Below are 23,239 nucleotides of genomic sequence, written 5' to 3' on the forward strand. Positions count from 1 at the left end.
CGCTTCACCCTCGTTTTCCTTTATTTAAGCGTTTGTTTTAAAAATTGGCCATAACTTCAGCGTTAGACCTTCTAAGACGTTTTGAAAGCTAATATTGCTGGCGAGTTGCCGTTTTGCCGTTAAGGCTAACTCAGTAGCCTCCACTAGCTGCGTCGCGCTTAAACGACCCGTTAGCACTGTCAAATCCTGTGCATACTGACCAAACGTTAACGTGTCGTGCTCGTCTGCATCAAAATGTAACTGTAATAAATCCTGAAATAGCGCCGCAATCAAATCCAACATCACCGATTGGTGTGCGGTATCTTTGGCTAAGCCGACTAAGTTGACCTGAACCGCAACAAAGCTCCGGGGTTCACCCTTAACGACTTGGTCAAACCAACGCCATAACGCCTTGGCAGCTTGCGGTAACCAGTCTTCTTCCAGCAACCCTTTTGCCTGGGTCACACTGTTGGTCAGGCCCCGCAGCATTTGCGCAACTTGGGGAGCAATCCCCGCTGCTTCAAACGTTTGCTGCAATGCCTGCGCTTTTAGTGGTGGAAATTCAATCACCTGCGTCCGCGAAATAATCGTGGGTAGGATCAATTGCTTATTCGTCGTTAACAAGAACGCCGTCACGTTGCCACTCGGTTCCTCAATGAACTTCAATAAGCTGTTGGCAGCCGACGCCGTCATTTTTTCAGCATCCTCGATGATAAAAATCTTGCGATTACCTTCCACCGCACTCTTCGAGAATTCGGCTTTTAAATACCGGACTTGGTCGACTTTGATGCTTTGCCCATCCGGGACCACCGTGATGATATCCGGGTGCGAACCGTTAGCGATTCGGACACACTCTTCACAAGTCCCGTCCGGTTGATCATCGACAACGTGCAGACAAAACAAACGCTGTGCGATCCAGCGTGCAAGTTCGGGCTGACCAGCACCTTCCATCCCCGCAAACAGGTAGGCGTGCGCCAAATGATTTTGTTTAATAATATGTTGAAATGCCGCTAGTAACCGTGGTTGTTTGGCAGCCATCGTTACTGCTAACGGATCGGTCGTTGCCATTTGAACCACCCTTAATCTCTAAAATTGATGAAACTGTTCGATTGGTAAGACGAAGACCGTCGCGCCGCCGACCTGAACTTCGACCGGATAAGCGGCCGCACCGTCCATCGTGACGTCCAAGTTCACTGGCGGTGTCATGAATTGTTCCCGTGCGTGGCTAGTTTCCTTAATCATTGCAAGCACTTCATCAACCCGGTCATCTTCGATTCCAATCATGAAAGTCGTGTTACCAGAACGCAGAAAGCCCCCGGTTGTTGAAAGTTTAGTGGCCCGTACGTTTGCTTCAATAAATTGGCTACTCAGCCGGTTACTGTCCTTATCTTGGACAATGGCAATAATTAATTTCATCGCTTCGACTTTCCTTCCGCTCTTAAGTAGGTTGGTAATTGTTTGGTCATAATGTCTAGGGCTTGTTGAACCACCGTACCTAGTGGTTGACTGGCATCAACACGCTTAATCCGATCGGGATGGTCAGCTAAAAGTTGTAAATAAGCTGCTTGTACCCGGTGATGAAAGCTCAAAGCTTCAACGTCTAAGCGGTTGATTTCATTTTGCCGGTGGGTCTGGATTCGTTCCAATCCCACGGCCGCATCGACGTCAAAATAAAGCGTCAAATCAGGGGTTAATCCCTCAGTTGCAAACTGATTCATGTCGTAAACGGCTTGTTCACCGATGCCCCGGCCGGCACCCTGATACGCGATTGAACTATCAATAAACCGGTCACACAAGACTAGCTGGTCATTGCGCAATGCGGGTAAAATCTTTTGAATGATATGTTGCCGCCGCGCTGCCGCGTACAGCAACGCTTCAGTGCGGTCATCCATCATCGTATTGTGGCGGTCTAAAATAATTTGCCGAATTGCTTCTGAAATTTGATTACCACCAGGTTCGCGGGTTACGACTAACTGGTCGCCCAGTCGCGGTTGTAATTCAGCCACGATTGCGTTCAAAGCTGACGTTTTCCCAGCACCATCTGGCCCTTCGAAAGTCACTAATTTACCTGTCAACATTCCCAATCCCATCTAAATTCTCTAATTTACATATATGTGATAATTGTACTTGATTCTAGACCACCTGTCTAATGCGGTTGCCACTAGTGAAGGTATTTTTTAAACTACTTTTGGCGAAGTAACTACTACTGATTGTGGTTTTCAACTTTTTTTAGTTTGACGCAAAAATAATACCAAATCACGTTTTGCTATTTGATGCGACCGCCAATTCAAAATTGGCCACCAACCGTATGTCATCAGTGACAACCGGACTAACTCACAAGTAACCAATTTGTATTAGTTTAGATACTGTTACGACAGTAATCAATCCCTAAGTTTAGCTTTTAACCTTCAGTAACAATTGAAAAGCCGCCTTACGCTGGCTACAATCATCAGTGTAAGGCGGTTTCAATTTCATAAATTGGCTCATCACAATTCTTCTCAATCTATTTTAGGTACTATATTCAAAAACAAGTTTCTCAACCGATAATTATTAATAGTACGAGCTTGATACTACAGTATGTCGTGACCACCAGTATTCAACAACAGCAAAATCAGTTCATCATTGTTAATGATTTGATAAGTCAGCAACCAGTTTTTATCAAGATGAATCTCATTGATCCCTGCATGATTACCGCGTAGCATATGCCAATCAAATTTGTATTTCAGTGTCTCTTGATCTTCTAACAGAATTGTTTTAATAGCAGCATCTAATCGTTCCATATCGTAATGCTTTTTAGCTAATTTTTTTACTGATCGTGTGAAATGTGCAGTGGTCGTCACTTTTTCAATCATCAGTATCCCTTTCGATTGCATGCAATCGTTTGAAAAAATCATCCGCAGAACTAGTTCTCACATCACCATTTTTAACATCTTTTAGTGCTTCATCAATCGCGCGTTCATAATGATCCTGAGTCGGTCGAAACGGTAATCCGTTGTCGGTAATGACCTGTGCTAAGAACATATTTACTAAGTTTGGTAAATCAGTCCCCATTGATTCAGCGATTACTGCTGCCCGTTGTTTACGGTCGTGATCAATTCTAATGGTTAACCGATCTTTAGTCGTATTTTCCATTTCCAGTCCTTCCTTTCACCTATTGGCGTCATACTATCACCATTTGTCACCGATGTCTACTGAATTAACTTTATACCACCACGACGCCTTCGTCATAACCACATGGATTTACAAAGGTAGTTAATTTCAAATTAATATAAGTAGCTCTACACAGGAACAGCCAAAAAATGAGCAATCTAGAATTATCCTAGATTACTCATCTTTTAGGCGATTAACACTTAGTTGTCGATCACCGAGCGTTGGATCGTCTGTCCATGCACTTGGCGCCGGCGAGCTTCCCGGTATAAGTACAAGTACTTTGCCCGGGCAAGCGCCGTCTGCGTCACTAATTCACTGGTATTATTATCGTAAATTGCTTGTTCATTTTCCTTAGCACGGTCCCAGTCGACCTTGGCCGCGTTTAAGGTGTTTAACAACTGTTGGTCAAAAACTGCCTTGGGTTGCTTGATCTTCTTGTTTCTTCCAAACATCTCTTATGCCCCCAATTACATCTCTTGGCGTCCTTCAACTGCTTTGAACAGCGTCATTTCATCAGCGTACTGAATATCGCTCCCAACTGACAACCCGTGTGCCAAACGCGTTACTTTGATACCAGCCGGTTTGACCAACCGTGAAATATACATGGCGGTCGCTTCCCCTTCCGGCGTGGCGTTAGTTGCAATAATAACTTCTTTAATCGCATCATTTTGCTGAAGTCGTTTTAATAAACTGGCAATATTGATGTCTTCCGGGCCCTTACCGTCAACCGGCGAAAGTACGCCGTGTAAGACGTGATACAGACCATTATATTCCTTGATCTTTTCCATCGCCATCACGTCCTTGGCCTCTTCCACAACCAGTACGGTGCTTTGATCACGAGACTTATCGCGACAAATGACACAAGGATCGTCTTCGGTGATATTGCCACAAATACTGCAAAAGTGTAGATCACGCTTTGCGGCCACGAGCGACTTGGCAAACTCGGTCACGTCGTCGCCGTCCATATCAATCGTATAGAAGGCCAGGCGGGTCGCAGTCTTACCACCAATGCCGGGGAGCTTCATATAACTATCGATCAACTTAGCAATTGGTTCTGGATACTGCATGTGTTTACCTCACTCTACTTGCTTACTTTAAACCTTGAGTGTACTTGCCCATCGTACTCTGTGTTTGGGCGTCAACCTTCCCTAAAGCGTCGTTAACGGCAGCTAACACTAAATCTTGTAACATATCGACGTCATCTGGATCAACAGCTTCAGGATTGATGGTGATGTCCTTCATCTTCTTGTCACCCGTAAAAGTGACTTTGACCATGTCGTCTGGCGCAACGCCTTCAAAGGTTTGTTCGTTCAAGGCTTCTTGTTCCGCAGACATTTGTGCCTGCATCTTTTTCATTTGTTTCATCATGTTTTGCATATTACCCATGCCACGCATCATAATTATCAGTTCCTTTCGGGATTAAATGATTTTTACTACTATAATATTAGCTTAGTCTGGTTTAACTTCAACTAAATCGCCAAACATGTCCTTAGCTTGGTCCACCACTGGCACCTTTTCTGGCGCTTTCTCAGCGGCTTTGCCACCAGGTTGGTGCGTTGCTAAGTAGTCTTTCCGAATTTGTGGCCACTGGTCCTTCGGCACACACACAATCTTCGGTGACTGGCCCATCAAACGATCCAAACCGTTGCTAAGTGCGTCGATCAACGTCTGATCATCGGTTGCCTTCTGATAAATAAAGGCGTAATCAAACGCAACGACCAGGCCGTTATCGCTGGCCGCAACCGGCTGTGCAACGTGCATTAAGGCCCGTTGCGTCACACTGAGGATGTTCATTAAATCGCCCCAGACGTCTCGAATCTTCAGCAAGTCGTTCTTCTTGGCCGTATCCAGAATTGGATAAATCTGGCTAACGTTGACCTTTTTAACGACCGGCCCGTTCTTAGGCGTCTGCTTTACCCGGTTGGCTTGTGGCGCCCCACCGGTACTCTTGATATTTTTCAGCTCACTTTGAAGTTGTTCCACCTGATGTGCCAACTTTTGAACGGTTGGGTCACCAGGATTAACAGCTGCCGGCGCTGCGGCTTGTGCGGGCTGACCATCGAGTTGGGCCAATTTGACCGTCAATACTTCCAGATAGACATCCGGGTGCGTCGTGAACCGCATTTGTTGTTGAATATCATTGAGCGTTTTGATCATTTGATATAGGACTTCAGCGTCGATGCTCTTGGCGAAGTCTTCAAAGCGCTTGTCATCTTCACCCATCGCAACGCTGTCGACCATTTCTGGTGCTTGTTGATAGAGTAACACGTCACGCGTATAGCTGATCAGATCTTCGATGAAGCGGTTCGCATCTTTACCTTCTTGTAAGATTTCCCGCATCGTTTCTAACGCCGGCTTCGTCACATGATTCGTGACTTCTTCAACGTAATCGGCAATCAACTTCTTGGTGACACTTCCCGTTACCATTAGCGCGTCGTCTAACGTCACGGTGTTGTCCCCAAACGAAATCACTTGGTCCAAAATACTGAGGGCGTCACGCATCCCGCCTTCCGCAGCCTGCGCAATCACCCGTAAAGCTTTTTCGTCATAAGTAACATCTTTTTGTTTCAGGATATAGACCATCCGCTCGTAACTATCCTTTGCCGTGATCCGCCGAAAGTCAAAGCGTTGTGTCCGTGAAATGATGGTCAGCGGAATTTTATGCGGTTCAGTCGTCGCTAGAATAAAGATGACGTTTGCTGGCGGCTCTTCCAACGTTTTTAGTAACGCGTTGAACGCCCCAGTCGATAACATATGAACTTCATCAATAATGTAGACTTTGTAGTCAGCTTCGGTCGGCGCGTACTTGGCCTTATCCCGAATGTCCCGAATTTCTTCGACCCCGTTGTTAGAAGCTGCATCAATTTCGATCACATCATTAAGCTGACCCTTAGTAATGGCCTTACAAGTGTCGCATTCGTTACAAGGTTCGCCGTCAACCAGATGGTGACAGTTAATCGCCTTGGCAAAAATTTTGGCAGCGGACGTTTTCCCCGTCCCCCGTGGCCCAGTAAATAAATACGCATGACTCGTCTGATGGGTCATGATCGCATTTTTCAACGTCTGGGTAATCATCTGTTGACCGACGATTTCATCAAAACGTTGGGGCCGCCAAACCCGATATAATGCCCGATACATGCGAATCTTCCTTTCTCACTAGCCCACTGGCTGCACGTTAATTAAACAATTGATTTTAAATAAAAAGCTCTCAACCGAATGGCTAAGAGCTGTTACATTTCATAAAAACTTAAGGCACAAGATGAAGCAAACTTAGTGCTGCTTCCTTCCGGACCTGACACGATTCGTAAATCCACCCTTGCCTTAAGGCCTTGCGGCAAATACTATAATACATGATTTAAACTAAGATTACCAGCCATCAGTTTAACTTTTTTTCAGCTGCGGCCCGGCGCGCCTTCTTCTCAGCCTTCTTACGTTTACGGATATTTCGGAAAAAGTTCTCCAATAATTCCCCCGCTGGCCGTGCCAAGACCCGTTCATGGACCGTCACTTGGTGATTCAGCCGCGTATCGTCCATCACTTGATACAGGCTCCGGACGGCCCCGGCTTTAGGATCGCGCGCGCCGTAAAACATTTCGGGAATCCGCGCATTAATAATGGCGCCGCTACACATCAGACACGGCTCTAGCGTGACGTACAGCTGACAATCTTCCAGGCGCCAGCTACGTAAATACTCACAGGCCTCCTGAATCGCAATGATCTCTGCATGCATGGTCGCATCCTGACCATGTTCCCGTAAATTATGGCCACGACCAATGATCTCACCATCGTGCACAATCACGGCACCGATCGGGACTTCACCGATCACATACGCCATCCGTGCTTCGTGGAGGGCTTCTTGCATCCAGTCTTCCGCCGTTTGATTACTCACGCTATCCCTCCTTTACACTTTGTAAGATGTAATAGCCCTTATCCTTCTTAATAATCTGACAATTACCAAAAGTTGCCTGCATTAACTTCTTGGCTGACGGTGCCCCCTGCTTTTTCTGGAGAACAACTGTCAGCGTACCACCGGTTACCAAGCGTGATACCGCGCCGGTTAACATGGCAGCGACCACGTCTTTTCCGGCACGTACAGGTGGGTTTGTGACGATGGCGGCGTAGTCCGTCTTGGTCACCTGCTCGTAGACGTCGGACGTAAAGATATTGACGTTAGTAATCTGATTCAGTGCCGTATTTTTGCGGGCTAAACTCAACGCCAACTCGTTAACGTCAACCATATCAACCGTCCGTTCAGGCGACTGATACGCTAGTGCCATGCCAATTGGGCCGTAACCGGTCCCTAAATCTAAGATTGCACCAGCCGGCAACTGGCTAGGGTCAAAGGCCGCTAACAAGGTCCGAGAACCGTAATCCACGGTCCGCTTAGAAAAGACACCGTTATCGGTCGTAAATTTAAAGTCGTGCTGAAAAATTTCAAAATTCCATTGCTTTTCGTCATGCACAACTTCTGGATTGTGTGTATAATAATAATTGGTCATATTTATTTTCCTCTGATTTATGGTCTAGTTCTATGATAACTGATTTATAGAAGGAACAACAATAAAATAAAAATTTTTCAAGCAATGGTTAAAGACCGTTATTAACACAATATCTAGTGGTTAAGGCTCATTTTGAGCCACTAGATATTGTGTTTTTTGATTGTTTTTTCCCCCGTATGTTGTATACTGGGTTTATCGATAAAACGAAATAAGGGTGATTTAAATGAAAAAAGTAACGGTTTTTACTAAGAACAACTGCATGCAATGCAAAATGACTAAGAAATTCCTCGTGGCCCATAACGTCGCCTTCGAAGAAAAGAACATTAACACTAATCCAGAATACGTTGATTACTTAAAAAATCAAGGTTTCCAAGCGGTTCCCGTGGTCGAAATTACTGGTGAAGATAGCATTGCCGGTTTCCGCCCAGATGCTTTGAAGCAATTAGCTGTTTAGTTCACTGCGCTTTTTTTGCGCGGTTACATAGCTGGTTTTAAGGATAGATTTGATAAGCGACCCACAATCAATAGTCACTACTGATTGTGGGTCGTCCGCTTTTAATCAGCACCAACTCACATTGTTATAGAAAGAGGATTCCTTATGAGCTTAAAAGACTTAAAAGACGTCACGTATTATGATCTGAACAATGAAATCAATATTCCCGTCAACAATCAGATTCCATTGAACAAGGATAAAGAAGCCCTAGCCGCATTCTTGGAACAAAACGTTGAACCTAACACGAAAAAGTTTGCCAGCTTACGGGACCGATTTGACTACCTCGAAACCCATGACTACTTAGAAATGGACGCCATTAATAAGTATGACTTTAGCTTCATTGAAAAGTTATACGACTACTTAAAATCGCAAGACTTCCACTTTAAGACTTTCATGGCCGCTTATAAATTTTACGCCCAATACGCGTTAAAGACCGATGATGGTGACTATTACTTGGAAAACTTCATTGACCGCGTGGCAATGAACGCCCTCTACTTTTCAGACGGCAACGAAGACCTTGCAATGGCTTTAGCAGATGAGATTATTCACCAACGTTACCAACCAGCAACCCCTAGTTTCTTAAACGCGGGGCGCGCTCGGCGGGGTGAACTCATTTCCTGTTTCTTGATTCAGTCGACCGACGACATGAACTCGATTGGCCGCACGATCAATTCTGCCTTACAACTTTCCCGAATCGGTGGCGGAGTTGGGATCAACCTCAGCAACTTACGGGGGGCGGGTGACCCCATCAAGCATATCGACGGGGCTGCCAGTGGTGTCGTGCCCGTCATGAAGTTACTCGAAGACAGTTTCTCATATTCTAACCAATTAGGACAACGCCAAGGTGCCGGGGTCGTTTACCTCAGCGTCTTCCATCCAGACATCATCGCCTTCCTCTCTGCTAAGAAGGAAAACGCGGATGAAAAGATTCGTTTAAAGACGTTGTCCCTCGGCGTCACCGTACCTGATAAGTTCTACGAATTAGTCAAGGCCGACGCTGACATGTACCTCTTCAGTCCTTACGGGGTTGAACGGGAATACGGCGTGCCATTCTCCTACGTTGATATTTCTAAGGAATATGACAACATGGTCAAGAATCCCAATATCCGGAAGACCAAGCTCAAGGCACGTGACTTGGAAAACGAAATCAGTAAACTGCAACAAGAATCCGGTTATCCTTACGTCATCAACATCGACACGGCCAACCGGGCCAACCCGATTGACGGTAAAATCGTTATGAGTAACCTTTGTTCCGAAGTCATGCAGGTCCAAACGCCATCCCTCATCGACGACCAACAACAATACGAAAAGTTAGGGACTGACATCAGTTGTAACTTGGGCTCAACCAACATCGTTAACTTGATGACTTCGCCTAACTTTGGGCATTCTGTTGAAGCGATGGTCCGGGCATTAACTTTTGTAACCGACCATTCTAACGTTGACGTAGTCCCTTCAATTCAAAAGGGGAACCACCAAGCACACACCATTGGTTTAGGTGCCATGGGATTGCACGCCTTCTTTGCCAAGAACCAAATGGCTTACGGTAGCAAGGAAGCCGTTGATTTCACCAACATTTACTTCCTACTGTTAAACTACTGGACGTTAAAGGCTTCGAATGAAATTGCCCGTGAACGGCACGAAACCTTTGTTAACTTTGAAAAATCGAAGTACGCTGACGGTTCTTACTTCGATAAATATATTAATGAAGACTGGCAACCACAGTATGCCAAAACAGCCGACCTTTTCAAGGGAATTTTCATCCCTTCAAAGGCTGATTGGGAAGCTCTTAAAGCTGCGGTTATGCAAGACGGGTTATATCACCAAAACCGTATGGCCGTAGCCCCCAACGGTTCGATTTCTTACATTAATGATACGACTGCCAGCTTGCATCCAATCATTAACCGGGTAGAAGAACGGCAAGAAAAGAAAATTGGTAAAATTTATTATCCCGCTCCATACCTATCTAATGATACAATTGATTACTATAAGTCAGCATACGATACTGACATGCGTAAAGTTATTGATGTTTATGCCGCCGCACAGCAACACGTTGACCAAGGGATGAGCTTAACCCTCTTCATGCGTTCAACGATTCCTGCTGGCTTATACGAATGGAAAGACGGCCGCACTAACAAAATGACGACCCGTGACTTAAACATTCTTCGCAACTATGCTTACCGCAAAGGAATCAAGTCGATTTACTATATTCGGACCTTTACGGATGATGATGGTGAAGTCGGGGTAAATGAATGTGAAAGCTGCGTAATCTAGTAATTTATACCTTAGATCATTAGGAGGATATCAACGATGGCAACAAATTTGGCTTATTACCAAAAATTGCTCAGTAATGGCAACTATAAATCGATTAACTGGGATCAAGTTTCAGACGCAATCGATAAAAGCACTTGGGAAAAACTAACGGAACAATTCTGGTTAGACACCCGGATTCCAGTTTCAAACGATATGTCCGACTGGCGGGCCTTGGACGACGATCACCGTTGGGTAGTTGGACACGTCTTCGGTGGCTTAACGCTACTGGATACCTTACAATCACAAGACGGGTTGCAATCCCTACGGCGCCACGTCGTAACACCCCATGAAACGGCCGTTTTAAATAACATTCAATTCATGGAATCGGTCCACGCTAAGAGTTATTCAACGATTTTCGAAACGCTTAACACGCCGGACGAAATCAATGAAATCTTTGACTGGAGCGACAGCGAAGAATATTTACAAAATAAAGCGCAATGGATTTACAAGTTATATGATAACTTGGACGAAGATCCTTTGAAGCAAAAGGTTGCCAACGTCTTCCTTGAAACGTTCTTATTCTACTCTGGTTTCTACACGCCACTTTACTATTTGGGCCATAACCAATTACCAAACGTTGCCGAAATCATCAAACTGATTTTACGGGACGAAAGTGTCCACGGTACTTACATTGGTTACAAGTTCCAAATCGGCTTCAAGGAACGCTCTGAAAAGGAACAGGCCGAATTCAAAGACTGGATGTTCGACTTCCTTTACAAGCTCTATGAGAACGAAGAAAATTACGTTCACTTAGTTTACGATCAACTTGGCTGGTCCGACGAAGTTTTAACCTTCAGTCGTTACAATGCCAACAAAGCATTGATGAACTTAGGTCAAGACGCCCTCTTCCCAGATACCGCGGAAGACGTCAACCCAGTCGTCATGAACGGGATTTCAACCGGGACTTCTAACCATGATTTCTTCTCACAAGTTGGGAATGGTTACCGGTTAGGTCAAGTTGAAGCCATGCAGGATACCGATTATGATATCGGCGAACCTGATGACGAACGTACTCGCGACTAATGATTAAATTAAAAATGCGGCCCACTTGTGGTGCCGCATTTTTGCTAGGTGATTTAATATTGGAGGAATAATTTGATGGCAATTCATAACATTTGTGTTTTTTGTGGCTCGAATTCCGGTTTAGATCCTAAATTTGCAGATAAAACGACTGAACTTGGCAAGTACTTAGCTGATAACGACTACCAACTAGTCTATGGTGGTGGTAACCACGGGTTGATGGGCAAGGTCGCCACCGCGACCCTTGAAAACCACGGCCGCGTCATTGGTATCATCCCGCACTTCTTAATCGAACGTGGCTTAGCACTCACCGACGTTACGACTTTTATCGAAACCAAGACGATGACTGAACGCAAAGAGAAAATGCTTCACTTAGCGGACGCGTTTATCGTGCTTCCCGGTGGCTTTGGCACGTTTGAAGAGTTTCTTCAAATGCTTTCCTGGAGTCAAATGGACATTCACCAGAAGCCAATCGCCCTTTATAATATCGACGGTTTCTACGATGACCTGGTTGCGATGCTCAAGAAGAGTACCACGCTGGGTTTCGCACCAACAGAAAACATGGACCTGTTTATTGATGGTCATAACCTCGACGACATTTTCACCGGGTTCCGTAATTTCAAACACGTCTTACCACCTAAGTACACGAATTAAGCTCATATAAATCAAAATCCACCCACTCTTCAAACGTTAATTTGAAGAATGGGTGGATTTTTTTTAATGTCGTGAACTACTTTGTAACCGTTTCGGAACCAAGAACGTCCGGTGATGACTACCGTGTTTGTTGACCCGCGTATTCACAACTTGTAGTAACTGTAAGATTGTAAAGATCAAAGAATTTCGTTTCCGGTAAGCAATGTACTTCGGTTCCCACTCCGTGACGTACTTTTCTTTGTACGACCGTAGTCCTTGAAACCCGTACAATTGATACCCATATTCATAAATCAGATGGGCAATCTTCTCTTGAATGAAACTATAGCGTGAAACGCCTACGCCAGATAACGGTGCCATCCCCATATTGAAGTATTGGTAACCCTGGTCACGCGCCTGTTCAAATAAGTGTACGAAGACCGTATCCATAATGCCAGACGGCGCGTCCGTACTGGAACGCATCAAGTCAATCGAAGTCGATTGCTCATTTCCCTGAGGCATGATGTTGGCAAACGCCACGATTTGATGTTCAGGATTGTAGACCACCGCGATGGGAGCCTGATTTAAATAAGTTTCACTGAAGAAGCCTAACGAGAAGCCCTTCTCCGTTTCGCCATTTAACCAGCTATCTGAAACCGCCTTGAGCTCCGCCATGACTTCCTTAGAGAATGGCGGTTGTAACACTTCAAACTGATAGTTATCCCGCGTAAACTTGTTCATCAGCGCACGCTCGCCCCGTAGCCGTTTCCCAGCGAGGCTGAAGTCCGCTAACTTCACGTGGCCTTCTTCACCAGTCTTGATGAAGTCAAAGCCCATCTCATGCAAATGCATCGTCAAATTTTCGCTAATTTCGTAGAAAACGAGTGAGCAACCATCGCTATCCGCATCGTCCATCAGCTGTTCCAAAGCTGCTTGTAACTGTTCCTGGTTACCAAATGGTTCACCCATAATAATCAGTTTATCGGCTTTTTTCTGGTATAAGAAGATCAGTTGATCTTCCCCATCAACCTGATAGTAGTAGGCCAACTTATCATTTAGGTAAGCTAAATGTGAAATCTCATTACCGCCATACGTCGTAATGACCTGCTTGACCCGCTGCGCATCCATGGCCTGCCCAATACGGGAATTATGACCAGTCGCAAAGTACCGGTACATCAAGACTAGAATCAGCGCTGCTAAGACTAGCCCGATGACCCCAAAGACCCACAGTTTTTGCGAAGGGAAGAACAACGCCTCTGGAACCGCGTGCCGATGGTGAATCTGAGGCGCGTTATAGACCCCCACTATCGTGTACAAGACAAACGTTACGACATAGACACAAGCGACCCATAGCGTTTGACCCCACGAAAATGATAAGTGGTCACGATAATAAGCGTGTTTGGATAAGACCACCACGCCTAAAATAATCACCAAGAAAATGATGAACTTCATTGAGATGGCGTCGTATACCACTAGCCAGCGAATCGTATTTAAAATGGCGACAAATAAGACGACCACTGTGGGCCAAAACGCCTTCTTGACCCGTCCCGCAGTTCCAAGGGCGACCCCAATCAATAGGAACGCCATCACGATACTAGTAGCCTGATTAATGAAAAAGAAGGTGTACGGATAAAACTGTAGGAACAATTTATTATTATAAGCAAAGTTTGGTACTGTCGACATCAGCAACATCAACAGTCCTGAGGCGTACAAGAAGACGGTCAGGGCAAGTTGCGCGAACCGTTGAAGGGCAATCTTTGGAATCCCCTCTAAGCGTTCGTTGAACCGGTGACCGGTGTCGTGCACGAATAAGGCCAGGCCAATTGCAAACGGAATGATGTAGTAAAACAGCCGGTAGAATAACAACCACGCGACCGCATCCGGCCGGGAGACGCCAACTGCGCCCAAGCCAAAGATCATGAAAACGTCAAACGACCCGATCCCACCGGGCACCATCGAAACTTCCCCAACAACCGAGGCAATGACGAATAGTGGGACGACCGCCGCAAAATCGATTGGTAAGTGCATAAAGTTCCCAATCAATAAGAAAAAGAGGACGCACCCCGTCCATTCACCGAAAGACCCACTCAATAAGCGAACGACGTTACCCAGTGTCAGACCGTCAAAGAACTCGGAATCGTTGACTCGCGTAAAAATAAAGATGGCTGGGAAGTAGATCGCCCCACCGACTAGCCAGATCCAATAACTCCCGTACATGCTCCCGATGCCAAAGCCATAGACTAGGACCAGCGAGATCATACAATACAGTGATAAACCTGAAACTAAGAATAGTGCAATTTTTGAAATAGCGAAGACGATCTGTTTTTTTGTCGCCGCCTTATTATAAAAATTAGCTCGCAGCGAAGCCCCCAGTACGCCGCCGAAACCACCAATGTTTGTAAATGTATTTGTGATCCACCCGGCCTTAAAAATGTAGCCCAGTGAATAGTGATTTGGTAAAAACTTTGTAATCATGACGTCGTACGTTAACATCGGCGTCACCGCAATGATCCCAATCACAACCATACTCAGGAGATGCCACCAACTTTGCGATGCCAGTGCGTTGGCTAATTGTTCGCCACTAACTTCTTTCGCAATCTTGCCGACTTCTGTGATCACAAATAACAGGACGGAGAAAACGAAGAGCGCTTTAATAATGCCCATTCGTTTATTCAGTACCGCACCCATTTTCTGTAACGCTGCCTTCAAAGCTAATTCCCCCAATAGTTTTAATTGTTCCTATTATCGCAATCTTATCTGATTTATACAACTGTTGACGGGGGTTTTAAGCAGAGCTTAACACGGCTAGTACACTGATTTTAATTAATTAAAGTTATAAGCGCTTCATTCTATAATTACGTCAAGCAGTTCTTTACCCCACTTTTTCCTTCTTGTATAATTAAAACTAATCACATACATAGGGGGAGATTATTATGCATGCTCGAAAAAAGGCACTAACCGTGTTACTAGGACTGGTTTTATTATCTGGTTGTAGTGCGACAACTAGTCAAAAATCATCAGCCAAGGATACTAGCGTCAAAACGACTTACGTTTCCAAAAGGACTAAGGGGAATCAGAAAGCCTGGGCGACCGCCAAAGCAGAGAGCCAAGCCTTATCCGAATCCGCTAAGAAACTCAGCGAATCAGAAAGCACGCTGAAAAAAGCGGACGAGCAGGCAAGCTCACAAGCCGCTTCGTTGAGCAGCTCGCACGCTGAATCGGTGGAAGCGGTCAAAGCATCCTCGTCATCAGCGGCATCCGTCGCAGCGGAACAATCTGAAGCAGCCTCCAAATCAGAATCAAAATCCGCTGCCAGCGCAGCCGAAGCTCAGTCAAAGGCAGCGACACAAAGTAGCTCGACCAAGCCCTCGCGCGCCAATAACTTTTCTGGGGACACGGATACTGCTCAACAGGGACGGATCATCGGTAACAGCCGTTCTAAAATCTACCACGTCGAGTACGGTCATAATTACCGAATGTCCGGTAAAAACGTCGTGTACTTCAATACGGAAGCCCAAGCGCAAGCTGCCGGCTACCGTAAGTCACTACGTTAAGGGGGAGCTTTGAAATGGAAATCATGATGCTACTCGCACTGATCAGTGCGTTAATTTGGATTGTTTGGCACACTTCTTTACCTTCTCAGCGTCACCGTAAGTTCTGGTTATTAGCGAGTCTCTTACTAGTGACCGTCGCAACACTGGGTGGTTGTGGCAGTCCAAGTTCTAATGCCGCCGAACCTGAGATCAAGACGGAAACCAAAACGCAGTGGGTTACCGCAACTAACGACAAAAAATTGGCTGCGTTACAGTCAGCTAATTCCAGTTCGGCTAGCAGTTTAAAAACAGTTGCGACCAATCTCAATAAAGAAGAAAAAAAGGTCAATAAGCAAAAAGACAAGAACCAAGCTGGTGGTGCCACTAAGGCCACTGCCGCAACAACCGTTAAAGCTGGCAACAACCCTAGTAATGAAAAGTTAGCCGATAAAACCTTTGCTGGCCAACAAACCATTACCGTGAATCACAACGCCCCCGCTTTTAGTGCAAGTGACTTATCCACGAGTCAGGGTGCTTGGCAGAAGTACACGGCACTCGATAATTTGAACCGGGTGCGCGCGGCTAACGCCCTCTTGAACCAATCCTTAATGCCTAAAGCGAAACGTGAAGCGTTACACGTGAATCCGACTGGCTGGCATAACAAACGGATCAATAGCGGTTGGTTATACAACCGGAGTCATTTAATCGGCTACCAGTTGACTGGTCAAAATAACAACTGGAAAAATTTGATGACCGGGACGCGCACACTTAACGACCCGGAAATGACCACCTACGAAAACCAAGTGGCTGCTTACCTCAAGGCGAGCCCAAAACACTACGTTCGTTACGAAGTAAAGCCAATCTTCAAAGGTAACGAATTGCTGGCGCGCGGAGTTCAGATGCGCGGCCAGTCCGTTGGCGACAACAGTGTTAGCTTCAACGTTTACATTTTCAACGTTCAACCGGGCGTGACCTTAAACTATCAAACGGGGACTAGTCGGGTCGGAAAATAAGATCATATATTTACATTTGGAACTACTGATACAGTGATTTTTGACTGTATTGGTAGTTTTTTTATTTATTTAACTTTTTCCTATATATAATAAAGTTTGATAGCGGTTTAAATTCCTTATCGTTCCTATATATACAATCGAATCGAAAGTTGCTAAAATCTACCGGGCTTAGTATGATTGATTAGCGGGGATGTTTTGATTAAGAAAATAATTCTTTGGAGGAGTATTTCATGTCAAAACAGCTCAAAAGTGAGGATGGTAACGTTCACATGCAGAAAAAGCCAATCTACAAGCAGGTTTGGGTTTGGACCTTATCAGCCATCACTGTCATCATTTTAGGCGTTGCCTCAGGTATTGCTCTGGGTGCCGGTTCAAACACTTCAAGTTCATCTGAAGCAGATACCATGACTCACAAAGTTGCCAAGAACAGTTCGTCTGAAACAGAGGCTTCAGAACAATCGGATGAAAAGAATCAATCATCTAAAGCAGAAACTTCAAGTCACAAAGACGACGAAGATCATCCGGATGAAAAAACCACTTCGAGTCAAAAAGTAACTCAAAGTAGCTCATCTTCAGCAGCCACTTCAAGTCATGCAGTAATGCAAAAAAATCCGGCCAAGTCAGCTGCTAATCATACGGTGACTCAGAACAGTCCGGCTAAAGCAACTGTTCCAAGTCACAAGGTAACTCAAAATAGTCCAGCTAAAGCAACTGTTCCAAGCCACAAGGTAGCCCAGAATAATCAAGCTCCAGCAGCTATTCCAAGTCAAGAGGTACCAGCACCTGCACCTGCTGTACCAAATCATCCAGTGGCCGAAAAGCCTGCTCAACCAAAAGTTCCTGCACAAAGTTTAGCGGCCCTAGAGTCAGCAAAGATATACGCTGGTATGGACATGTCTGAAAAGGGAGTTTACGAACAACTCATCTCTGATTACGGTGATCGATTCTCTCCAGCAGATGCCCAGTACGCAATGGCGCATTTAACTGGCATTAATTGGAATGAAAATGCACGGAAATCGGCAGAATCTTACCAAAAGGATCAATCAATGTCTACAAGCGCCATTAAAGACCAGTTAACTTCTTCCTATGGTGAAGGTTTTACTAATGAACAAGCGCAATACGCAATTGATCATCTTTCTAAATAAGATTTTTTGATATAATAATGATTGCAAATAAGCTCTGAAAGCCAAAATCGGTTTTCAGAGCTTATTTTTTCATCAATGATTTTCTAAGAAACTTTAGTTAACAAATAGATACTTGTTATTTTTAATCCCAAATTATGATTTTACAATTAAAGGTGAGTTCCCCCTCTGAATTACCAACGTTTCCATTCCGAAAAATTCAGTTCATTTTCATCGCCTTTACAAAATATACAAAACAACAGCCATAACTAAACCTTTTCTTTACAATGACCTCCTATGATGACACACAAAGGAGGAATCACTTATGTCAAAAAGTACCAAGAATCGACTTTTTCTAGCAGCGTTTTTAATTGGGGGCGGTCTGCTAGTTGTTGCACTATTCGCCGATTTATCCATTAGTAACGCGGTCATCAACTACAACAGTATCTTTGGCACGCTTTTTCAGACCTTTGGCTTATTTGCTGCCTACCTGGTCTTTGTATTAGCGGGCCAAATTGGAATGGCCTACGCGCTACGCCACACTGACGAACCATTATTTGCGGGGCTACTCTTCTTAGGGGGCTTGGGCCTATCTGCTTGGCAGCTCAAGCAATACCTTAACCAAGTCGCCAACTACGGCTTGTCTGCGCTACATAACATTCAAGTCGACAAACCCATGGGCCTAGCTAATAGCGATAAGGCCGCCGTTAAGCTGCCAGTGGGACAATCCCTTATTTTGTGGATCGTGGTTTACCTGCTACTCACTATTTTGATTCAATATTGGCTTCATAAAAAAGACGATCAGATGCTCAAAAAGTACCTAATCGTCGCCGTCTTCGCTTCCCTGACACTTTGGTTTGCTGGGCAAGTAAACGGTGCCCTAAAGACTTTCTGGGGCCGCTTCCGTCCTTATGAACTCAACCACGCTCAGACCAACTTCACGAGCTGGGTTCATCCTAACGGACCCAACGGTCATATGTCCTTCCCATCTGGACACGCAATGGCCGGAACGGTCAGCATCCTCTTCTCATGGTTTGCCGTCAATCCTAAGACTAAGAAAATTCTTTGGGTTTCAGGCGTGGTCTTCGCAATTCTCATGGCAATCAGTCGGGTCGTCATCGGAGCGCACTTCTTATCCGACGTCACCTTCTCATTCCTGATCACGGCAGCCATTATCTACGTCATGGAAGAATGCTACCATCGCTTGGTCCCAGACAACTTGCAATTATAACGACCAAGTAGCAACTGGGTCGTTGGGGCTAGATTAGTGTTACGACCAGCGGCCCACCATGTCACTAACAGAGCGTTACCTAATTGAATCGTTTGCCAGCAGGATTGAAACCGGCCTACTGTGCAATCCTTGTATAATTACCGGTACCAACAAACCGTTTCCGTCCTGTGCGGATACATTTCGGTTAACGTTAACATCTGCTAGTAGCACAAAAAAACGCACCCACAAATGTGAGTGCGTTTTTCGATGTCGTTCCTTTAAGTAGATGACTACTTAAGGGTAACAACACCACCAACTTCTTCAAGTTTAGCCTTGATATCGTTGGCTTCGTCTTCTGAAACGCCTTCCTTAACAACTGAAGGTACGTTGTCAACAAGACCCTTAGCGTCTTTCAAGCCAAGACCAGTGATGTCGCGAACGGCCTTAATAGCCTTAACCTTTTGGTCGCCAGATTCAGTTAATTCAACATCGTATGAATCCTTTGCAGCGGCAGCGTCGCCACCAGCAGCGCCAGCAACAGCAACTGGTGCTGAAGCTGAGACATCGAATTCTTCTTCGATAGCCTTAACTAAGTCGTTTAAATCTGAAATTGATGCTTCTTTTAATGAAGCAATAATACTATCTTTATCAAAAGCCATTTTGTGTTCCTCCATTATAGGTGAGATTATTTTTTGTATTTTTTAACACCAACGTCAGCCTAAGCTGCGTCTTCGTCGCCCTTTTCAGCAATCGCCTTAACAGCGTATGCAACGTTACGAACAGGTGCTTGTAACAAGTTAGCGATCGTAGCCAATAATTCTTCACGTGATGGCAACGTAGCGTATTCTTGAACTTCTTCAAGACTAGCAACTTTACCTTCGATGATACCACCCTTTAATTGAAGGGCATCGGCAGTCTTCGCGAAGTTAGCCAAAATCTTAGCTGGTGCAACTGGGTCTTCTTCAGAGAAGGCAACGGCAGTAGGACCGGCAAAGACAGGTTTCAAGTCAGGGTAGCCAGCTTCGTCAGCAACACGCACCATGATCTTGTTCTTGATAACGCGCATTTTAACGCCAGCTTCGCGTAATTGCTTACGCAAATCCGTAACTTGTTCAACCGTCAAACCACGGTAGTCAACTACAATGGCTGATACTGAACTATTTAAAAGTTCAGTGACTTCTTTAACTTCTTGTGCTTTTACAGCAACAGTTTCTTTACTCAACAGATTCACCTCCCAGAATTTTGGTTCAGGGATTAATAAAAAAATCCCTATGTCCACCAAGACATAGAGAAAAACAATGTCCTCGGCAGGTAGATTGAGGCCATTTGGCCACCTGAGTCTTAGGTAGAGATATTACTTAACCTCTAGTAATCTATCACAGATCACCTACAGGGTCAATTGTTTTCAGAAAATTAATCCTTAAAATGATGCTAAGTCAACACGTACCGCTGGGGTAAACGTTGAAGTAACAACTAAGTTTTGGATGAAAGTCCCACGTACTGAGGCTGGACGAGCTTTAACGATGACGTCTTCAATGGTCTTGAAGTTGCCAACTAACTTGTCAGTATCAAATGATACCTTGCCAACAGGAACGTGGACGTTACCGTCACGGTCAGTCCGGTAAGTCACCTTACCAGCTTTTGAATCGTTAACGGCTTTAGAAACGTCCATCGTAACCGTACCAGTCTTAGGGTTAGGCATTAATCCCTTAGGACCAAGAACCCGACCTAAACGACCAACTTGGGCCATCATGTCTGGAGTTGCGATTGCGACATCAAAGTCTAACCAACCGTCTTGGATCTTCTGAACTAAGTCAGCTTCACCAACAAAGTCAGCACCGGCTTCTTCAGCTTCTTTGGCTTTGTCGCCCTTTGCAAAAACGATAACTGTTTGATCTTTACCAGTACCGTTAGGAAGGACAACCGCACCACGAAGTTGTTGGTCGGCTTGCTTTGTATCAACGTTTAATTTGAAGGCAACTTCAACAGTTGCATCAAACTTTGCGAAATCCATTTTTTTAACCAAGTCTACCGCTTCCGTTACATCGTAAGCTTTGTCACGATCAACGAGCTTAGCGGCGTCTTGGTATTGTTTACTTTTCTTTGCCATCTAAGTGTTTTCCTCCTTGCAAATGTGGTTCAAACGGAGATTTCCTCCCACTTGACACATTCATTTTGATGAAGTGTCCGACGTACTCATCAGTATTGAATTAGCCTTCGACAGTGAATCCCATACTACGAGCAGTACCTTCGATCATGCGCATAGCTGCTTCAACATCAGCTGCGTTTAGATCTTGCATTTTAGTTTCGGCGATTTGCTTAACTTGATCTTTGGTTACAGTTGCAACCTTTTTCGTGTTAGGTTCACCGGAACCACTTTCAACACCGGCAGCTTTCTTTAAAAGAACGGCAGCAGGTGGGGTCTTAGTGATGAAGTCGAATGAACGATCTTCGTACACCGTAATCACAACGGGAATGATCATACCTGCTTGATCAGCAGTACGAGCATTAAAGTCCTTTGTGAATCCCATGATATTGATACCTGCTTGACCTAAAGCTGGGCCAACTGGCGGAGCAGGTGTTGCTTTGCCCGCAGGAATTTGTAATTTAACAACGTTAGCTACTTTTTTAGCCACGAGACATTCCTCCTTAGTCCGTGATGTGGTAAATGGAGCTGAGTTTTTGCTCCTCCCACGTAAACGTGCATACGTGACGCACAAATGTCATTGTAGCATATCTATTTTTCACCAGCAACATTTTTTTGCGCGTCCGGATACAGAAATTGAACAATTTGTCGATCAACCTCGTAGTTTTCGTGCAACCGCGAGTGCCGTGCATTTTTTCCGTGTACGACAAATTCTTGGTACTGGTTAATGGCTGGTCGCAATAAGAACCGTAACGATAACGCACTATTTAGTGCGACCGCCCCATCACTTTGCACCGTGTCACCAATATTACCCGCGATATTTAAATACGAAATCGTATTGGGTAACCGTTGTAACGTGCGCAAAAAGTAATTATAAACGGGCGTCGTTTTCGTCGGCCCATTTTCCGTTAGCGGGTGATTTTCAATCGGATAAGTATTCTGACCAACCTCACTATCGTTAAAGGGCGCACCAATCGTGACAACTTTGCGCACTTCCGGCAGATTCACCAGTTTAGCCGCAGTTGTCAAATACTGAAACAGCACGACGCCACCCATTGAATGTGCCACTAAGTTCATCGTCTGAACGTGCTCATGCGCAATCAAATATTGAACGACCGCTAAAACGCCCTCCGCTTGTTGGCGAACGGCCACTCGCGGCGTCGCAAAAATCAGTTGCACCATCGGCCGGTACGGATCTAAATGACCCGTGACGTGCGGTTGATTATGACGATCAATCATGACGACTAACGACTTATTAGCGATGCCACTAGACACAAAGCGTTGTAGCATCCCGCCAAACGAAAAGCGATTGCCCGCATAACCGGGAATAAACAATGTGACCGCACTATCATCCGCACAACTAGCTGCGGGTGCGTGGGTCAGGTGTTGCGGCCGACCATACTGCCAAAACTTGAGACCAATGCGGGCCACAATCCCAATAATTAAAACGCCGATGATGATCAAAATCATTTCTGCCAAAGTGGCCCACCAGCTTACTTAAATAATTTTATCCGTCGAACTACTTAATTTCGTCGACTTGGTCAAAATCTAATTCAGTACTCGTTTCACGTCCGAACATGTTGATGTTGACCTTTAACTTCATCTTTTCGTTGTCGATTTCTGTAATTTCACCAGACAAGCCAGAGAAGGCACCGTCGATGATCGTAACTTGTTCGCCAACTTGAACATTCAATTCGGTATGGCGTGCGCTCATCCCTAATTGATGCAAGATTTGTTCTGCTTCTTCAGGTAACAATGGCGTTGGCTTACTCCCTTGACCATGTGAACCCAAGAAACCAGTAACACCGGGCGTGTTCCGCACAATGTACCAAGCTTGGTCGGTCATGACCATTTCAACTAAGACGTAGCCGGGGAAAACCTTCTTCATTTCAACTTTATCTTTACCGTTCTTAACTTCATGAGCTTCTTCTTCTGGGACAACGACCCGAAAGATGTTATCTTCCATGCCCATTGATTGTACTCGTGATTCCAAGTTAGAACTAACTTTGTTTTCATAACCAGCGTAAGTATGTAAGACATACCACTTTTTTTCAACAGATTCGACCATGATTGAACTCCTTTAAGGCTTGTTTTGGGTAAAATAAAAAAACTTCGTCAACACGAAGTTTTCTCTC

26 protein-coding genes, 1 other RNA gene and 1 other annotated feature are annotated in these 23,239 nt (G+C 45.0%); of the genes, 8 read left to right on the forward strand and 19 right to left on the reverse strand.

Going from position 1 to position 23,239, the window contains the following annotated elements; translation table 11 throughout:
• Positions 1-24: 24 nt before the first annotated feature.
• From holB to IV64_RS08860, 12 genes are all read right to left on the reverse strand, one after another.
• The gene (gene holB, locus IV64_RS08810; protein WP_057706879.1) at positions 25-1,047 is read right to left on the reverse strand and encodes a DNA polymerase III subunit delta'; all 1,023 of its coding nucleotides are present in this window, start codon (positions 1,045-1,047) and stop codon (positions 25-27) included.
• A gap of 18 nt (positions 1,048-1,065) precedes the next feature.
• The gene (locus tag IV64_RS08815) at positions 1,066-1,395 is read right to left on the reverse strand and encodes a cyclic-di-AMP receptor (RefSeq protein ID WP_057706880.1); all 330 of its coding nucleotides are present in this window, start codon (positions 1,393-1,395) and stop codon (positions 1,066-1,068) included.
• Complete coding sequence (gene tmk / locus IV64_RS08820; RefSeq protein WP_057706881.1) at positions 1,392-2,057, reverse strand: dTMP kinase; 666 nt, start codon at positions 2,055-2,057, stop codon at positions 1,392-1,394. Before tmk ends, IV64_RS08815 begins: the two co-directional genes overlap by 4 nt.
• Positions 2,058-2,549: 492 nt before the next feature.
• Positions 2,550-2,831, reverse strand: a complete 282-nt coding sequence (locus IV64_RS08825) for a type II toxin-antitoxin system RelE/ParE family toxin (protein WP_057706882.1) — start codon at positions 2,829-2,831, stop codon at positions 2,550-2,552.
• Positions 2,824-3,111, reverse strand: a complete 288-nt coding sequence (locus IV64_RS08830; protein WP_057706883.1) for a type II toxin-antitoxin system RelB/DinJ family antitoxin — start codon at positions 3,109-3,111, stop codon at positions 2,824-2,826. The genes IV64_RS08825 and IV64_RS08830 overlap by 8 nt, the downstream gene beginning before the upstream one ends.
• A 218-nt stretch (positions 3,112-3,329) precedes the next feature.
• Positions 3,330-3,581 carry a YaaL family protein gene (locus IV64_RS08835; RefSeq protein ID WP_057706884.1) on the reverse strand — a complete coding sequence of 84 codons (252 nt, stop codon included), beginning with the start codon at positions 3,579-3,581 and terminating at the stop codon, positions 3,330-3,332.
• Between the two features lie 15 nt (positions 3,582-3,596).
• Positions 3,597-4,196, reverse strand: a complete 600-nt coding sequence (gene recR, locus IV64_RS08840; protein ID WP_057706885.1) for a recombination mediator RecR — start codon at positions 4,194-4,196, stop codon at positions 3,597-3,599.
• 22 nt (positions 4,197-4,218) lie between these two features.
• Positions 4,219-4,527 (reverse strand): YbaB/EbfC family nucleoid-associated protein, encoded by a 309-nt coding sequence (locus IV64_RS08845; RefSeq protein WP_057706886.1) that lies wholly within the window; start codon positions 4,525-4,527, stop codon positions 4,219-4,221.
• A gap of 51 nt (positions 4,528-4,578) precedes the next feature.
• Positions 4,579-6,267, reverse strand: coding sequence for a DNA polymerase III subunit gamma/tau (dnaX, locus tag IV64_RS08850; RefSeq protein WP_057706887.1), 1,689 nt, complete (start codon positions 6,265-6,267; stop codon positions 4,579-4,581).
• A gap of 103 nt (positions 6,268-6,370) precedes the next feature.
• Positions 6,371-6,457, reverse strand: an RNA gene (gene ffs, locus IV64_RS14145) — signal recognition particle sRNA small type.
• A gap of 48 nt (positions 6,458-6,505) precedes the next feature.
• Positions 6,506-7,018, reverse strand: coding sequence for a tRNA adenosine(34) deaminase TadA (gene tadA, locus IV64_RS08855; protein WP_083491618.1), 513 nt, complete (start codon positions 7,016-7,018; stop codon positions 6,506-6,508).
• Position 7,019: 1 nt separating this feature from the next.
• Complete coding sequence (locus tag IV64_RS08860; RefSeq protein ID WP_057706888.1) at positions 7,020-7,628, reverse strand: class I SAM-dependent methyltransferase; 609 nt, start codon at positions 7,626-7,628, stop codon at positions 7,020-7,022.
• Between the two features lie 223 nt (positions 7,629-7,851).
• Between IV64_RS08860 and IV64_RS08865 the strand changes: the two genes are divergently transcribed.
• The 4 genes from IV64_RS08865 (at position 7,852) to IV64_RS08880 (ending at position 12,105) form a co-directional block, all read left to right on the forward strand.
• Positions 7,852-8,082, forward strand: coding sequence for a redoxin NrdH (locus IV64_RS08865; protein ID WP_057706889.1), 231 nt, complete (start codon positions 7,852-7,854; stop codon positions 8,080-8,082).
• A 144-nt stretch (positions 8,083-8,226) separates the two neighbouring features.
• Positions 8,227-10,392 (forward strand): class 1b ribonucleoside-diphosphate reductase subunit alpha, encoded by a 2,166-nt coding sequence (gene nrdE / locus IV64_RS08870; protein WP_057706890.1) that lies wholly within the window; start codon positions 8,227-8,229, stop codon positions 10,390-10,392.
• Between the two features lie 36 nt (positions 10,393-10,428).
• Entirely contained in the window at positions 10,429-11,454 is a 1,026-nt protein-coding gene (nrdF, locus tag IV64_RS08875) for a class 1b ribonucleoside-diphosphate reductase subunit beta (protein ID WP_057706891.1), read from the forward strand.
• 75 nt (positions 11,455-11,529) lie between these two features.
• Positions 11,530-12,105 (forward strand): LOG family protein, encoded by a 576-nt coding sequence (locus IV64_RS08880; protein WP_057706892.1) that lies wholly within the window; start codon positions 11,530-11,532, stop codon positions 12,103-12,105.
• A 63-nt stretch (positions 12,106-12,168) separates the two neighbouring features.
• Here IV64_RS08880 and mprF read toward each other — a convergent pair whose 3' ends face one another.
• Positions 12,169-14,790, reverse strand: a complete 2,622-nt coding sequence (mprF, locus tag IV64_RS08885; RefSeq protein WP_057706893.1) for a bifunctional lysylphosphatidylglycerol flippase/synthetase MprF — start codon at positions 14,788-14,790, stop codon at positions 12,169-12,171.
• Positions 14,791-15,014: 224 nt separating this feature from the next.
• On the opposite strand from mprF, the gene IV64_RS08890 reads away from it, so the two are divergent.
• From IV64_RS08890 to IV64_RS08905, 4 genes are all read left to right on the forward strand, one after another.
• On the forward strand, positions 15,015-15,635 hold the full coding sequence (locus tag IV64_RS08890) for a sunset domain-containing protein (protein ID WP_057706894.1): 621 nt from the start codon (positions 15,015-15,017) through the stop codon (positions 15,633-15,635).
• A 14-nt stretch (positions 15,636-15,649) separates the two neighbouring features.
• On the forward strand, positions 15,650-16,627 hold the full coding sequence (locus IV64_RS08895; protein WP_083491619.1) for a DNA/RNA non-specific endonuclease: 978 nt from the start codon (positions 15,650-15,652) through the stop codon (positions 16,625-16,627).
• Positions 16,628-16,857: 230 nt separating this feature from the next.
• Positions 16,858-17,772, forward strand: a complete 915-nt coding sequence (locus tag IV64_RS14685) for an Ltp family lipoprotein (RefSeq protein ID WP_057706895.1) — start codon at positions 16,858-16,860, stop codon at positions 17,770-17,772.
• Between the two features lie 301 nt (positions 17,773-18,073).
• Positions 18,074-18,979: a phosphatase PAP2 family protein gene (locus IV64_RS08905; RefSeq protein ID WP_057706896.1), complete on the forward strand. Its 906-nt coding sequence runs from the start codon at positions 18,074-18,076 to the stop codon at positions 18,977-18,979.
• 269 nt (positions 18,980-19,248) lie between these two features.
• Here IV64_RS08905 and rplL read toward each other — a convergent pair whose 3' ends face one another.
• The 6 genes from rplL to nusG form a co-directional block, all read right to left on the reverse strand.
• The gene (gene rplL, locus IV64_RS08910) at positions 19,249-19,617 is read right to left on the reverse strand and encodes a 50S ribosomal protein L7/L12 (protein WP_057706897.1); all 369 of its coding nucleotides are present in this window, start codon (positions 19,615-19,617) and stop codon (positions 19,249-19,251) included.
• 59 nt (positions 19,618-19,676) lie between these two features.
• Positions 19,677-20,180, reverse strand: a complete 504-nt coding sequence (gene rplJ / locus IV64_RS08915) for a 50S ribosomal protein L10 (protein WP_057706898.1) — start codon at positions 20,178-20,180, stop codon at positions 19,677-19,679.
• Positions 20,181-20,209: 29 nt separating this feature from the next.
• Positions 20,210-20,322: a sequence feature (ribosomal protein L10 leader region), on the reverse strand.
• Between the two features lie 56 nt (positions 20,323-20,378).
• Positions 20,379-21,068 (reverse strand): 50S ribosomal protein L1, encoded by a 690-nt coding sequence (gene rplA / locus IV64_RS08920; protein WP_057706899.1) that lies wholly within the window; start codon positions 21,066-21,068, stop codon positions 20,379-20,381.
• A gap of 100 nt (positions 21,069-21,168) precedes the next feature.
• Positions 21,169-21,594: a 50S ribosomal protein L11 gene (gene rplK / locus IV64_RS08925; protein ID WP_003640942.1), complete on the reverse strand. Its 426-nt coding sequence runs from the start codon at positions 21,592-21,594 to the stop codon at positions 21,169-21,171.
• 101 nt (positions 21,595-21,695) lie between these two features.
• Positions 21,696-22,574, reverse strand: coding sequence for an alpha/beta hydrolase (locus tag IV64_RS08930; RefSeq protein ID WP_237757323.1), 879 nt, complete (start codon positions 22,572-22,574; stop codon positions 21,696-21,698).
• 49 nt (positions 22,575-22,623) lie between these two features.
• Positions 22,624-23,172 (reverse strand): transcription termination/antitermination protein NusG, encoded by a 549-nt coding sequence (gene nusG / locus IV64_RS08935; protein ID WP_057706901.1) that lies wholly within the window; start codon positions 23,170-23,172, stop codon positions 22,624-22,626.
• Positions 23,173-23,239: the final 67 nt, after the last annotated feature.

Source organism: Lactiplantibacillus xiangfangensis (genome assembly GCF_001438845.1).
Classification (GTDB): Bacteria; Bacillota; Bacilli; order Lactobacillales; family Lactobacillaceae; genus Lactiplantibacillus; species Lactiplantibacillus xiangfangensis.